The sequence below is a fragment of the Corallococcus exiguus genome, assembly GCF_009909105.1.
Taxonomy (GTDB): domain Bacteria; phylum Myxococcota; class Myxococcia; order Myxococcales; family Myxococcaceae; genus Corallococcus; species Corallococcus exiguus.
Map to the genome: position 1 here is coordinate 178799 of NZ_JAAAPK010000010.1, position 13709 is coordinate 192507.

The 13709-nt window shown below is 66.4% G+C and carries 14 protein-coding genes; 4 read left to right on the forward strand and 10 right to left on the reverse strand.

The features are described 5' to 3' along the window. Window positions 1-19: 19 nt before the first annotated feature. Together GTZ93_RS31630 and GTZ93_RS31635 are read right to left on the reverse strand one after the other, a co-directional pair. The gene (locus GTZ93_RS31630) at window positions 20-1411 is read right to left on the reverse strand and encodes a S8 family serine peptidase (protein ID WP_257979023.1); all 1392 of its coding nucleotides are present in this window, start codon (window positions 1409-1411) and stop codon (window positions 20-22) included. Window positions 1412-1680: 269 nt separating this feature from the next. Further along, window positions 1681-2571: a sigma-70 family RNA polymerase sigma factor gene (locus GTZ93_RS31635; protein ID WP_139916012.1), complete on the reverse strand. Its 891-nt coding sequence runs from the start codon at window positions 2569-2571 to the stop codon at window positions 1681-1683. A gap of 154 nt (window positions 2572-2725) precedes the next feature. Here GTZ93_RS31635 and GTZ93_RS31640 point away from each other — a divergent pair, with 154 nt between their 5' ends. Further along, the gene (locus tag GTZ93_RS31640; RefSeq protein WP_161663171.1) at window positions 2726-3907 is read left to right on the forward strand and encodes a serine/threonine-protein kinase; all 1182 of its coding nucleotides are present in this window, start codon (window positions 2726-2728) and stop codon (window positions 3905-3907) included. 156 nt (window positions 3908-4063) lie between these two features. Here the strand turns inward: GTZ93_RS31640 and GTZ93_RS31645 are convergent, their stop codons facing one another. Further along, complete coding sequence (locus tag GTZ93_RS31645) at window positions 4064-4564, reverse strand: hypothetical protein (RefSeq protein ID WP_120578743.1); 501 nt, start codon at window positions 4562-4564, stop codon at window positions 4064-4066. Window positions 4565-4650: 86 nt separating this feature from the next. On the opposite strand from GTZ93_RS31645, the gene GTZ93_RS31650 reads away from it, so the two are divergent. After that, a complete protein-coding gene (locus GTZ93_RS31650; protein ID WP_139916010.1) occupies window positions 4651-5229 on the forward strand; it encodes a hypothetical protein in 579 nt (192 codons plus the stop codon). On the opposite strand, the gene GTZ93_RS31655 is transcribed toward GTZ93_RS31650, so the two are convergent. The 4 genes from GTZ93_RS31655 to GTZ93_RS31670 form a co-directional block, all read right to left on the reverse strand. Continuing rightward, on the reverse strand, window positions 5216-5968 hold the full coding sequence (locus tag GTZ93_RS31655) for a class I SAM-dependent methyltransferase (RefSeq protein WP_139916009.1): 753 nt from the start codon (window positions 5966-5968) through the stop codon (window positions 5216-5218). The genes GTZ93_RS31650 and GTZ93_RS31655 overlap by 14 nt on opposite strands. Window positions 5969-6045: 77 nt before the next feature. Next, entirely contained in the window at window positions 6046-8496 is a 2451-nt protein-coding gene (locus tag GTZ93_RS31660; protein ID WP_139916008.1) for an ATP-binding cassette domain-containing protein, read from the reverse strand. Next, window positions 8493-8822, reverse strand: a complete 330-nt coding sequence (locus GTZ93_RS31665) for an ArsR/SmtB family transcription factor (protein WP_120595786.1) — start codon at window positions 8820-8822, stop codon at window positions 8493-8495. Before GTZ93_RS31665 ends, GTZ93_RS31660 begins: the two co-directional genes overlap by 4 nt. Window positions 8823-8868: 46 nt before the next feature. Further along, window positions 8869-9513 carry a nuclease-related domain-containing protein gene (locus tag GTZ93_RS31670; RefSeq protein WP_158626951.1) on the reverse strand — a complete coding sequence of 215 codons (645 nt, stop codon included), beginning with the start codon at window positions 9511-9513 and terminating at the stop codon, window positions 8869-8871. Between the two features lie 186 nt (window positions 9514-9699). On the opposite strand from GTZ93_RS31670, the gene GTZ93_RS31675 reads away from it, so the two are divergent. Next, complete coding sequence (locus GTZ93_RS31675) at window positions 9700-10335, forward strand: collagen-like protein (protein WP_139916007.1); 636 nt, start codon at window positions 9700-9702, stop codon at window positions 10333-10335. 5 nt (window positions 10336-10340) lie between these two features. On the opposite strand, the gene GTZ93_RS31680 is transcribed toward GTZ93_RS31675, so the two are convergent. The 3 genes from GTZ93_RS31680 to GTZ93_RS42485 form a co-directional block, all read right to left on the reverse strand. After that, window positions 10341-10877, reverse strand: coding sequence for a DinB family protein (locus tag GTZ93_RS31680; RefSeq protein ID WP_139916006.1), 537 nt, complete (start codon window positions 10875-10877; stop codon window positions 10341-10343). Window positions 10878-10980: 103 nt separating this feature from the next. Next, complete coding sequence (locus tag GTZ93_RS31685; RefSeq protein ID WP_139916005.1) at window positions 10981-11526, reverse strand: hypothetical protein; 546 nt, start codon at window positions 11524-11526, stop codon at window positions 10981-10983. Continuing rightward, the gene (locus tag GTZ93_RS42485) at window positions 11523-12704 is read right to left on the reverse strand and encodes an SH3 domain-containing protein (protein WP_222595349.1); all 1182 of its coding nucleotides are present in this window, start codon (window positions 12702-12704) and stop codon (window positions 11523-11525) included. The genes GTZ93_RS31685 and GTZ93_RS42485 overlap by 4 nt, the downstream gene beginning before the upstream one ends. Window positions 12705-12861: 157 nt before the next feature. Here GTZ93_RS42485 and GTZ93_RS31695 point away from each other — a divergent pair, with 157 nt between their 5' ends. Then, entirely contained in the window at window positions 12862-13659 is a 798-nt protein-coding gene (locus GTZ93_RS31695) for an endonuclease/exonuclease/phosphatase family protein (protein WP_139916004.1), read from the forward strand. The last annotated feature ends 50 nt before the right edge of the window (window positions 13660-13709 follow it).

The following is a 13709-nucleotide window of genomic DNA, read 5'->3' on the forward strand; positions in this document are numbered from 1 at the left end:
AGACGAGACGGCTTGAAGGTCACTGGCAGGCGTCGGCGTAGTCCGGGCAGCAGTCGCCGTACTGGACGCAGCTCTCTTCGCAGAAGCAGCCGTAGCCGGGGCCACCGCACAGGCCCCTGCAACTGGCGACCGTGTTGCTGCAGGTGTAGTTGCCCTGGTTCAGGTCGCTGAAGAGGAAGGTGTTGGGGGAGCCGCGCGTGTCCGTGACGCACTCCAGGCTCGCGGAGCCCTTGACGTTGGCCTCCACCTGGGTGGTGCGGGCGTTGAGGTGGTCCGTCAGGTATTGCGCGGCCACGCCCGCGACGTGGGGACTGGCCATGGACGTGCCGTCGATGACGTTGGTGGCGGTGGTGCTCCCAATCCAGGCGCCGAGGATGGTGACGCCCGGCGCGAAGATGTCCACGCAGTTGCCGAAGTTGGAGAACCACGCGCGCCGATCACTGTCGTCCGTGGCGGCCACGGTGATGGCCCCGGGCGTGCTCGCCGGAGAGCGGGTGCACGCGTCCGTGGACTCATTGCCCGCGGCGACGACGAAGGTCACGCCCGCGTTGATGGCGTTGGTGACGGCGGCGTTGACGGTGGGGGACACCCCGCCGCCCAGGCTCATGTTGGCGACGCAGGGGCCGTTCTGGGTGGCGCAGTTGGAGCGGACGAAGTCCACACCGGCGATGACGCCCTCCCACGTTCCGCCGCCGCCACAGTTCAGCACGCGGACGGGGTGGATGCGGGCCTTCTTGGCCATGCCGTACTGGGTGCCCGCGGCCGTGCTGCTCACGTGCGTGCCGTGGCCGTGGCAGTCCTCCACGCCGCGCCCGTCGTTGATGGCGCTGAAGCCGTTGCCGATGCGGCCGGTGAACTCGGTGTGGGTCGAGTTGATGCCGGTGTCGACGACGTAGAGGTGCACGCCGAAGCCGGTGCGGCCGTGGTCGTTGTAGATGCCGTCGCGGCCCAGCCGCTGATCCACGCGGTCGGTGCCGTCCGCGGGGCTGGGGAAGGTGGTGTTGATGCTGACGGCCGCGTTCTCTTCGATATAGGCGACGGCCGGGTTGCCGCGGAGCCTGGCGAGCTCCGTGGCGTCCAGCTTCGCGGAGAACCCGGGCACGATGGAGTACTGGTGCATCAGCGCGTTGGCGCCGCCCGCCTGGACGACCTCCGCCACCGCGGTGTCGATGGCGGACGTGTTCACCTCCGACTCGAAGACCACGATGTACTCACCGGAGATGGCCAGGCCCGGAGGCGCCGCGTTCAGGGGCGCCACGCGGCTCATGAGCTTCGCCGGCGGCGGCGTGCCGGCGTCCTGGGCGCCCGGGTCGCTGCATCCGCCCAGCGCCAGCGTGAGCATGCCCATCCAGGGCAGGAGTTGGCTTCTCATGGCGGTGGCGCGGCTGGGGCGTGTCTGGTTTGTCGACATGTGGCCTCCTGTGCTGCAGGTGTGGATGTGCCTCCGGCGTCGTGGCCGTGGGGGCCGAACGCGCTCGGGCGGAAGGTGGGTGATGGGTGCGGTGGGGCAGGGGCGGGTGCCGTGCTCCACCAGGGCGATGCTGTGTGCTGTCCGGCACAGACCGGGTGTTCGCGTCTTAAAGACGCGACCCGGAATCAAGCTATGCAATCTTTATCAGAATTCACGAGGAGTGAATTGTTATTGCGTGGCTGTGCGGCGCCGCATCGTGGAAAACCGCATCAGGCTTCCGTGAGGATGCGGCTGAGGCTCAAATCGAGCTGGCTCTCCACGGAGCGCAGGACGCTGGTGAAATCCTGGGAGGAGAGGTCCAGGCGTTCCTTCAACAGGCGCCGCGTCTCGTCATGGACGTCCTGCTGGGCGCTCTGGAGCCACCGGGACGCGGTGGATTGGTTGACGTTGAACAGGGCGCCAATCTTGGTGGTGGACAGCCGGTCCACGAAGTGGAGGCGCAGCAGGTACCGGGGCTTGCTGGACAGGGCGGCGAAGGCGTCCTCCATGGCCTGGCGGAACTCGCCCTCGTAGCGCCGCTGGATGGCCTCCGTCTCTGGGTCTCCCACGGAGGCGGGCAGGGACTCGAGGATGGCCTCGTCGCCCGTCGCGTCCTCCTCGCGCGCCGTGCGCAGCATGCTGAGGGCGGTGCGCACGGACACGACGCGCAGCCAGTTGGCGAGCGGGCTGCGGCCGGAGTACTCCGAAATCCGAGGAGGCCTGTTGGTGCGCACCAACAGGTGTTCACGCACCTGTTGCCGGACGTCATCGAGCACGGACTCCGTCAGCTTCATGTGCCCCAGCGTCGCGGGGATGCTCGCGATGTAGCGTCGCTCGAACGCGGCCAGCGCCGCGGGGATGCCCCCGGCGCAGGCGCAGGCCAGGTAGAGGTCGCCGGGAGTGAGCTGAGCGAAGACCCCTGCGATGCCGGTTCGGACTGACGGACTGGGAGTGTGTGTAGCCAGGGAGGCAACGAAGGCGGCCTGGGAGAGGGGAATGTCCGGCCAGGGCCGACATCCTTCCGCCCAGACCTGCAGCAGCACGCCCTCCAGGGCTTCGAGTTGTGCTGCCTCGTCGACGTGCCAACCCGCGCGCGACAGGAACGCTGGTGCGAGTTTCATGCTCCCCCCCTTCACACGACGACCTGATTATGCCTTGAGTTCTCGTTTTAAGGCTAGTCGTATGGTCATGGCCCTCTGGAACCACGAAACATCGCAATGGATCCGGAACATGAACGTTACATGCGAGGCTGCCGCTGGCTGTTTCGAGGGGGGGATGAGATTGCCGTCTAATTGCCTATGCGATGAGGACGTTGTTGCCCTGTTCGAGGGCCGGCTGCCGGTGACGGCGAACGTCCTGGCGCATCATCATGCGGCTCGCTGCACCGCGTGCCGGGCGCTGCTGGTGACGCTCGCGCATGGAGACGCCCTACCGCCAGAGGCCCAGCCGCTGGAGGGCGGAGGGCGCTGTTCGCGTCGTCCTTGCGTGACAGGCGCCACCTGGACGCCGCCGGAGGTTCTGGACGGGTTCCGGTTGGAGCGGTTGTTGGGGCGGGGTGGCATGGGGGCCGTCTACCTGGCGCGGGACGCGTCGGGGGAGCGCCGGGTGGCGCTGAAGGTGTGTGTCGCGCTCCAGCCGGATGCGGGAATGCTCGCGAGCTTCGCCACCGAGGCGCGCGCCATCGCACGGATCCAGCACCCGAACGTGGTGACCATGTATGGCGCGGGTGAGTTCGACGGGCGGCCGTACCTCGTCTACGAGTACGTGGACGGAAAGAGCCTGGCGGAGCTGCGGACGCCACTGCCATGGCAGCGGGTGTTCGACATCGCGGAGGGGCTCGCGTCAGGGCTGCGCGCCGCGCACCAGGGTGGGGTGCTGCACCGCGACCTCAAGCCCGGCAACGCCATCCTGAAACCCGACGGCACGGTGAAGCTGATCGATTTCGGGCTCGCGACATTCGTGGGGCGCGGAGTCACGGCGCCGCGAGTGGTGCGGGAGGTGGTGGGGACGCCGCGCTACATGGCACCGGAGATCCGCATGGGCGAGTCCGCGACCCCGCGGAGTGACCTCCATGCGCTGGGGTTGCTGTTGTTCGAGCTGTGCACGGGCCGGTTGCCTCCGGCGCGGTGTTGCCCGGCGGCGCTGTTGACGGAGTGGCTCCCTGGAATCAATCCGGGCTTCGCCGCCGTCATCGCGTGCTGTCTCGCGGAGGACCCCTCGGAGCGATTCGCACAGGCGGACGTGCTCTGCGCCGTGCTGGAGCACCTGCGGCCGTGGTTGGCCTCAGTCCCGTGCCCAGAGCACATCCCAGGTCCAATCCGGGAAGGTCTGCCCGGGTCGGGTGATCCGCACGCGAACCTGGGAGGCGGCGACCTGGGCGCCCTGTCGTCGCGCCTCATCGAACAGCTGGGTGCGCAGGCCGGGCACGTCCACGTAGCTCGCGAACAGCATGCCTGACTCCCCCACGGGCTCGGGCGGGGAGAGGCCAGGCTCGGCGGGCTCGAGCCCCCATTCCACCATGACGTCCGGATACACCTCGTCCAGGTCCATCAGTTCGACACGGACGCCCCGGGCCCCACAGGGACAATGGGTTCGGGCTTCATGGGGGCACGATCAGAGCATGGGGGAGAAGGGCTTCTTGAGGGTCAGCGTGAGGCCAATCTCCCGGCCATACGGGAGGCGGCCTGACAGGTCCCTCCCGTCCTGGAAGGGGACGTTGAAGCGGAGGCCCACGGAGCCGTAGACGAAGCCGAGGAAGGGCGCCACGTGGAGCGACGTCGTGGGCCGGTGGGCCGCCGTCCCCGTTTCGTGGGCCACGCCCGCCTCAAGCCCGAAGAGCAGGAAGGTGCCCTGGACTCCGCCACACAGCCGCGCATGGTCGCCGTCCATCCACTGCCCCTGTCCAAAGACGCCCACGGCGCCCGACCTGAAGGATCTCATGCTGTTGTTGTGCATCGCCACGTTGAGCGTGGACTCCAGGCCCACGCCCCAGGTGGTGTCCTCCTGGCGGCGGCTCACGCTCAGCAGCGGGCCCACCGTGTACCAGGGTTGCGGCGAGCCGTAGTCAGGCGACGCGGCTGGGACCATCAGGGCGAGCAGGGCAAGGGCGTTCATCGCGCCAGGGTACGCGGGAGCCCCGCCATCACCCCGGTTCCCCTCCAGACACTGTCCATGCAAGGGGATGCGTTACGCTCTTCCCCATGGCTCCTTCACCCTTCCATGCGGAGTTCCGCGTACTCATCGGCCCGGACTGGGTGCCGCTTCAGTCCCTGGAGGGGCTGGAGGCCGAAGCGGTGGGCATGTACCTCCGTCGCCCGTCCGTGACCTGTTGCAGCTTCCAGGGCGGATTCTTCATCGACGTGGGCGGCCACCCCTTCAGCGATGACGGCTCGGTGGACGAGTTCTGGATGACCTGGAGCTGGTTCTTCGCGCTGAAGGCGCTGCTCGATGGCGCGGCGGAGGCGGGCGCCAACCCCTGGGAAGAGTCACACATGCGGCTCTGGCGCCAGGGGGACGTCTTGAGCATGGAGGACCGGAGCGCCTCGGAGAAACCCCTCTCGCCCCGGGTCGAAGTGGCGTTTCTTCCCTTCGTCCAATCCCTGGCGCGGCAGGGGTTTGCGTTCCTTGCGTGGGCGGAGCGGGTGCTCGCGGCGCTCGATGCGCGCGAGCCTCCGGTGCCTGATGCCCTGAAGGCGGAGTTCAGGCAGTCCCTGACGCTGCCCCGCGACGTCCTGGAAGACGTCGCCTCCAAGGTGGGCGTGACGGCTACCGGGAGATGAGGATCACATCCTCATCCTGTTCCAGCCGGTACGTTCCGTCAGGCTGCTGGCAACGCTCGGCATGCGCACGGATTCGCGCATCGAGCCTTCCCGCCTCGTCCGGGTTCAGGACCGCCAGCTGCGCGGCCGTGTAACACCCCTCCAGCACGAGGAAGCGGCAGAGCGTGTACATCTCCTCGAAGGTCTGCGCGGCGAACCCGCTCATCGTCGGGATCGCCTCGTGGGGTAGGTGCTTCCGCTGCAACTCGGCGACGACCTCCTCGCTGAAATGCAGGGTGTCGGAGAACTCACGGCACATCGCATGGGTCGGCCCGCGGGCAGCGGCCATCACAATCAGACAACTGCCGCCGGGCCGCACGAAGCCGAGCAGTCTGTCAATGAAGCCGCCCCATTCAGACACAGGGACGTGATACAGGACGTGCGAGCAGACGACGAGGTCATATCTGTCATTGGAAGCATACCGCTCCAGGGGGACAGGGATGACCGTCGCCTTCTCATGATGGAAGCCGGAGCTCTGCTCGGGGTGGGGTTCGAGCAGGGTGAGCGAGTCGAAGTGCGGCGCGAGCCGTTCCGCGACCTTGCCCGCCCCCGCTCCGACGTCCAGCAGGGTGGGGTGCTTGGAGAGACCTGGGAGCAGTCTCTCCGTGACGATCTGGTGGAGGTTCGTTGGATGCCTTGCGGACGCCGCGAGAATGCGGAACGCCGTGGCGTACTCCTGCGGTGACATCGTGATTGCCATGATTCTCCCCGGTGTCAGGACGACTGCCGGGGAGAGGCTACCATTCCGTCGCGCGGGGGGCTCGGAGACCCGTCTTGCTAAGACTTCTTCTGGGAACGAGCCCGGGTCGGCTCGGGTGCCTTCCCCGAGGCAGCCTTCGCAGCGCCACTGACGAATTCCGCCAGGTGCTTGCCGGTCAGCGTCGACTTCGCCGCCACCAGGTCGGCCGGGGTGCCTTCGAACACGATGCGTCCGCCGTCGTGGCCCGCGCCCGGCCCCAGGTCGATGATCCAGTCCGCGTGCGCCATCACCGCCTGGTTGTGCTCGATCACGATGACGGACTTCCCGGAGTCGACCAGCCGGTCCAACAGCCCGAGCAGCTGCTCGAGGTCGGCCAGATGCAGACCGGTGGTCGGCTCATCGAGCACGTAGACGCCGCCTTCGTCCCCCATGTGCGTCGCGAGCTTGAGCCGCTGCCGCTCGCCACCCGACAGCGTGGTGAGTGGCTGGCCGAGCCGGAGGTAGCTGAGGCCCACGTCGGCCATGCGCTGAAGGATGGCGGACGCGGCCGGCGTCTGCGCCTTGCCGGAGCCGAAGAAGGCGACCGCGTCCTTCACGGGCAGGTCGAGCACCTGGGCGATGTTGAGCCCGCAGAGCTTGTACTCCAGCACCGACGCCTGGAACCGCCGGCCTTCGCAGTCCTCGCAGACCGTGGTGACGCCGGCCATCATCGCCAGATCGGTGTAGATGACGCCAGCGCCATTGCAGGTAGGGCAGGCGCCTTCGGAGTTGGCGCTGAACAGGGCGGGCTTCACGCCGTTGGCCTTCGCGAACGCCTTGCGGATCGGCTCCAGCAGGTCGGTGTACGTCGCCGGGTTGCTCCGCCGCGAGCCGCGAATCGGAGCCTGGTCGATGGACACCACCCCGTCCCGGTTGCCCACCGAGCCGTGGATCAGCGAGCTCTTGCCGGACCCCGCCACGCCGGTCACCACCACCAGCACGCCGAGCGGGATGTCGACGTCGACCTTCTTCAGGTTGTGCGTGCCGGCGCCGCGCACCTTCAGTACGCCGGACGGCTTGCGCACGGACGACTTCAGGGCGACCCGGTCGCTCAGGTGGCGCCCGGTGAGCGTGTCGCTCGCGCGCAGCGCCTCGACGGTGCCTTCGAAGACCACCTCGCCGCCAGCGGTGCCGGCTCCGGGGCCCAGGTCGACGACGTGGTCTGCGATCGCGATCATCTCCGGCTTGTGCTCGACCACGAGCACGGTGTTGCCCTTGTCGCGCAGCCGCAGCAGCAGTTCGTTCATCCGCTGGATGTCGTGCGGGTGCAGTCCGACCGTCGGCTCGTCGAAGACGTAGGTCACGTCCGTGAGCGAGGACCCGAGGTGGCGGATCATCTTGGTGCGCTGCGCCTCACCGCCCGACAGCGTGCCGGCGGGCCGGTCGAGGCTGAGGTAACCCAGGCCGATCTCCACGAACGACTCGAGCGTGTGCCGCAGCGACGCCAGCAGCGGCGCGACGGACGGCGAGTCCAGGCCGCGCACCCACTCGGCCAGGTCGCTGATCTGCATCGCGCAGGCGTCGGCGATGTTGATGCCCTTGATCTTGGAGGACCGGGCGGGCGCGCTGAGCCGGGTGCCCTTGCATTCGGGGCAGGAGGTGAACGTGACCGCGCGCTCCACGAACGCACGGATGTGCGGCTGCATGGCGTCCACGTCCTTGGACAGGAACGACTTCTGGATCCGCAGGATGAGCCCCTCGTAGGTGAGGTTCATCTTGTCGACCTTCACCTTGGTCTGTTCCTTGTAGAGGAAGTCGTGAAGCTCCTGCTTGGTGTACTTGCGGATCGGCTTGTCCGGGTCGATGAAGCCCGAGGCCCCGAAGATGCGCACGAGCCAGCCGTCCACGTTATAGCCGGGGATGGTGAGGGCGCCCTCGTTGAGCGACTTGCTGTCGTCATACAGCTGGGTCAGGTCGATGTCGCTGACCTGCCCCATGCCCTCGCACTTCGGACACATGCCGCCGGTGACGTTGAAGACCTTCTTCTCGGTCTTGCTGCCCTCGCCCTTCTCGACGGTCATCTCGCCTGTGGCGCGGACCGACGGGACGTTGAAGGAGAACGCGTTGGACGAACCGATGTAAGGCTTGCCCAGGCGGCTGAACAGCACGCGCAGCATGGCGTTGGCGTCCGTCGCGGTGCCGACCGTTGAGCGGGAGTTCGCGCCCATGCGCTCCTGGTCGACGATGATGGCGGTCGTGAGTCCTTCCAGGACGTCGACCTCGGGGCGGCCCAGCGTGGGCATGAAGCCCTGGACGAACGCGCTGTAGGTTTCGTTGATCAACCGCTGGGACTCCGCGGCGATGGTGCCGAAGACGAGCGACGACTTGCCGGAGCCGGAGACGCCCGTGAAGACGGTGAGCCGCCGCTTGGGCAGCTCCACGCTGACGTCCTTCAGGTTGTTCTCGCGAGCGCCCTGGACGCGGATGAGGTCATGGCTGTCCGCGGGGTTCGAACGGCGCTGAGCGGCGGTCTTGTCGGAGGAGGTCATGGGTCCATTTTCTCCAGCAGTTGTTCGAGGCGGTCGACGTGCTCCGACCAGAACGCGCGGTAGTGCGCGATCCAGTCGATGAGCGGCTTCATTCCGCGTGGATCCACCCGGTAGTAGGTGCAACGCCCTTCACGCCGGCCCTTCACCAGGCCAGCGCCCTTCAAGGCAGCGAGGTGCTGGGAGACCGCGGGCTGCGAGATGTCGAATCGCGCCGTGAGGTCCTTCACCGCCGCTTCGCCACGCGTGAGTGACACGAGAATCGCCCGGCGGTTCGGGTCCGCCAGTGCCTGGAAGATCTTGTTCTCGGCCACGGCCACGCGCTGCATGCGCGACGCATAAGTTGAGGCTTATGGATAGTCAAGCGCGGGGCGCTCAGCCCCAGGTCGCCATCTGCTGGGCGGCCCTGGCGAGCGCCATGACTTCGTCCCGCCCCAGCGTGACTTCCTGGGCGAGCAGGGCCGTAACCAGTTCGTGATCTCCGAGCACCGGGACGTTCCTCGGTGGCTCCCTCACCACGAGCTCCGCGTCCACGAAGACCAGCAGGCTTTGGACCCAGAGCGAGCGGAGTCGCGTCGCCGCGAGCAGCTTTTCACGGACCCGCTTGGCCTCTGCTTCGCCCTTCCTCACGTAGTCCTTGTTGGAGCCGCCGACCTTGATGACGTTCCCGGCGACCCACACGTTCTGGCGGAGGAACTTGGTGTTGATGACGTAGACGCCCGGCGGGCCAATCACGAGGTGATCCACGTTCGCGCCGTTCTGGCCAATCCTGACGTCGTGCTGGATGAACCAGCCCTGCGCTCGCAGGGGTTCGAGCAACCGGCCTACGCGTTCCTCGCCTTCGGCGCCGCGCCCCCAGGCACGCTCATCGGTGTGCATTCCGAAGAGCCGCGTGAAGAAGGTCTTGATCGGCGCGGCCTTCGCGAGCGCGTTCTGCTTCTCTCGTGCGCTCTCTCCGGGCCGGCGGACGGAGTACCCAGCGGCGTTCGGATCATCCGCTCCGTTGTGTTGCTTCGGCATGACACCCCCACGCATGACCTTGGTTGAGCCCGACTGAGCATACCCCTCCGGAGGGATTCACCGGAGAGGGTGCGGAGGCCTATTGGTTCCGCCATGCCAACGCGCTCCCTCGTCGTGGTTTCAATGTGTGTCTTCCTGTCTCTCGTCACTGCCTGTCTGGGGGATGAAGGGTCCCTGGGACCCCAGATGTCTCCGGAGTCCCTTGTCACCGTTTCCGACAGCCTCGTGGGCGCGGTTGTCTGCGAGCCCGGCAGGACCTTCTGCGACGGCGCGCACCTTTTCTCGTGCAGCCGCTCTGGTAGGGATGCGTTCAGCCTTGGTGCTTGTGCTGGAGGCTCGGACAGCAATCCGGTGGGCTGCTTCACGACGGATTGTCCCGGTGGCGCCACGGCTTGCTGCCGGCCCGCGAAGGCCACTTGTGACTGGTCGTTCACGAGCCCCGCCATCTCGGGTCAGACCTTTGGCTTCGATGAAAAAAGGGACAAGGAAAACTATTGCGTGGCGCCTTCGACCTGCGACCAGAACAGTTTCACCTTCTACATTGCTCCGCCCAAGACGACGGGAAGCTGCCCCGAGATGATCGGCCGCTCCATCCAGGTCATCATCGGCCGCCCGCTTCCGCTGGCTGGACAAGTCGTGACGCTGCCAGATTCGAGAGTCATCATTCATTCCGGCAGTGCCACGACCGCCTGCTCCGCATGGACAGGGACGCTCATCATCCATTCGGATGTTCCCAGTTGGCGGGTCAGCATTGATGCGACGTGCAGCAATCCGGGGTCGAGCGACATCCGCATCGTGGGAACCGCCAGCGGCGACGTCTGATCCAACTACCTGTCCGCCACGGCCAGGACGAAGCGCGCGTAGCCCAGCTCCGCCGCGTTCTTCATCAGCTCCAGGTTCACCCACGCGACGATGTCCGCGAAGGGCCTGCCCTCCAGGGGCCACCGGGTGCGCTTCGACGCGTGCAGCTCTGCGCCGTCCAGTCCCGTGACGGAGTTCCTCCACTGGTCGTGCAGGCGTGCAATCCATGCCTGCACGCCCTCGGCGGTTCCGGGCCAGTGCACGTCCTCGCGCTTCAGTGTGCCGAGCCCGAATGAGTGGTCATGCACCATCGACCACCAGAAACCCATGTGCCAGGTCAGCCAGGCGATGGACGCGGGCCCGATGTCGTAGCCCTCTGACTCCGGCCACTCCGCGCGCCAGACGCCGTCCGTGCCTTGCTCCACGTGCAGGCCCTTTCGTGCGGGCCGGAGCAGGCACTCCTGCGTGGTGAGCCCGTTGAGATGGTATTGGGTGAGCGCCCAGGCCGTGTCCAGCTGGGTCAGCAACACGATTCGAAGGCCGCTGTTCTCCTGGTTTTCCATCCAGCGAGCCTTCCATGGCGGAGCACGTGCCTCAAGACCCAGCTGGACCCCACCGGCGGGTCATGGAGAAGCGGGCGGAAGGGGAGGTGGCCCGCGGAGTCCTTTATCCGATGGGAACTGGCGAAGGCGGACCCCCGATGAAGCTCGCGGGCGTCAACAAGTAGTGAAGGCAGAGCGCGAAAAGGCCACCGAACAGCAGTAACGCCACGGCCAGCGCGGCTCGCCGTCTCATCGGCGAGTCTAGGCGCGAATGGAGGAGCACCGCAGGGCCAGTAACGCCGATCGCCAACCAGATGATGAGGCAGGCCAGTGAGGCCCCGAGCCAAACAGTCGCCAGCAATCCCAGCCGCTCGGAATCGGTCATCAGCGTGAAGCCCGACAGGACCCAGAGGCTCGTGAGCAGACTACCTACCGACAGGGCCGCTCCCAGTCGCCGGAGCCGCGTGAACCCATGGAGCCGTGCGAACGCCTCCAGTCCGAGGTCCAGTGTCGCTACGACCAACAGGGGGGCCACCATCAAGGCAAAGGGTGGTGGAAACGCGAAGAGCGCATTGAAGGCGACGACATAAACCCAAGGCGCGGCTAGCAGGCCCGACAGCAGCGCACCGAGTCCGATCGCGCCCGGGTTCTTCCAACGTGCGGCGGTCATCGGCGTACGGCTCCTGCGGCGGGAACGGGAACCGTGAACTCCCGCTCGAAGGCGATTCGGGTGATGAGCGGTACATACCCATGTTGGAACTGTAGCTGCCACCAAGCCGTAATGCCCTGTGACGCGTCGCTGTCGAATCCGCCATCCGCGCCATACTCTTGCAGGTCGTCATCATCCAGACCGAAAACGTCGTAGAAGACATACTCTAGTTTGATGGTGTACTCGCTCTTGGGTCGGTCGAACCGGTACTCCTTTGCGATGACGACGACGTGCTGGATGCCATTGATCATCACCCCCAGTCCATTGCTGAAATCACCTGTGTGCCACGCGGGGCTGCCTTCGTTGAACGCGGGTACGCCCAACCCTTTTATGGGCGTGACCGCATTGATGTTCCAGCCCACTTTTTCGAGCGCCTGATGGATTCGCACCTGTCCCGCTGTGCGCTCCGGCGAATTCGGTGCGGACAGTGCTCGATGGACGAAGGTGGTGATGTTGGGATGAGCCTCAGCATCCGCGGTGAGGCCAGAGTCACTCCAGAAGAGCAAGGCGCGCTGTGGCTTGAGAAAGGCATCAAACAGCCGCCGGGCCTTGCCTCGGGTGTCATTGCCCGCGAACTCCTTCAACAGGCGGCGCATCTTGCCATCCAGGGCAGCGGGAGTTGTACCCACGCTGGGTCCATGAGGCTGCGCACGTCCCGTTGCGAACGAAAGGTCCTGGCCGAACCCCAGTACGTGCTTGCCCGGAAGCTTTGGGTCCGCAATGAAATGCGTAGGCTTTAAATATGTGTCCGTGGCGATGGCGATGATCTTCGGTTGGGTTAGTTGAAATGCTACAGAGGGGTCGTGAGCCGAACTGTAATCTTGCCGGACGGGGGAACCAAAGTGCTGCGGTGTGACGACCGTTTTGGCGTTCTGAGAGCCGGCCGGGGACGAGTGTGTGGGTTGGGCGTGCTTGATTAGCTCACGTGACACGTATCCCTTCAAGGGCATCCGGCTTTCGTGACGGCACTCAACGTAAAGCCAGTCACCCGAGCTGGAAACGATCTGGACGTTTTCTCCATGTGGCAGATCCGCCAGCGTACGAGTGCTTTTGGCCGGCCCGTGCCTGAGCGCGGCACTCCAAGGAATGACTTTGCCAGGCCAGGGATACGTGGTGGGCTGCTGGGCTTCGAATGGCATGGCATCCGCCAGTGGTCGTATGGTTCATCGCCATGGTATCACCCCTTTTCTGTCCCTTGCGATGTGAGTCACTGTCTGGATTCATGGTGGGGTGGGTATCGAGAGACGCGCCGTAGACGAAAGCCCCCGCGATGCCCGCGGAGGTAGTCTGTCCGGCATGCCGCTGAAGGTGATGACGCTCAACACCCTGATGGGAGGCGAGGAGCGGATGCCGCTGCTCCTGGCCCTCATCGCCCGTGAGCGCCCGGACGTGCTCGTGCTGCAGGAGTGCCTGGGTTGGGAGGACGGCGAGCGGCTCCGTCAGGTCGCCGCCGCGCTCAACCTCCCCGCCACCGACGCCCACGTGAGACTGGGCATCGCGCGTCCCCGTCCCAGCGGCAGCCGCTACCACGTGGCCGTAGCGAGCCGCTTGCCCCTGCGCTCGGTTCGCGCCCATGCCAATGCCCATTTCATCGGCCACTGCCTCCTTGAGTGTGAACTGGAGACGGGCGCGGAGCCGCTGACCCTCTTCGCCGCCCACTTCGACTCCCACCATGAGTCCCTGCGCTTCGTGGAGGCGCGCTATCTGAGTTCCCTCATCGAGCCCACGGTCTTCGGTGAGCGGGCCTTCATCCTGGCCGGGGACCTCAACTCCCTGTCCCGCGCGGATCCCTATCCGGTGGACCTGGCCGACCGCGTCCGCCGTGCGCGGGTGGACAAGTACGGGCATCCGCCACGCTTCGACGTCATCGACGACCTGGAGGGCTTCGGCTGGCTGGACACACTTCGCCTCAAGCCGGCCGATTCCCAGTGGGTTACCGCCCGGCGCCAACGCGAGGGGGAGGTCATCGACTTCCGCACGGACTTCGTCTTCGCCTCGCCCAGGTTGGCTTGGCGGCTGCTCGCGGCTCAAGTGGTGGACGTAGGCACGGCCTCCGACCACCACGCCGTGACCGCGCGCTTCAGCGACGCGTAAGGCGCCTCCTCGTGAACAAGAAGAGCAACCTCTGCTTCTCGGCCCAGCGT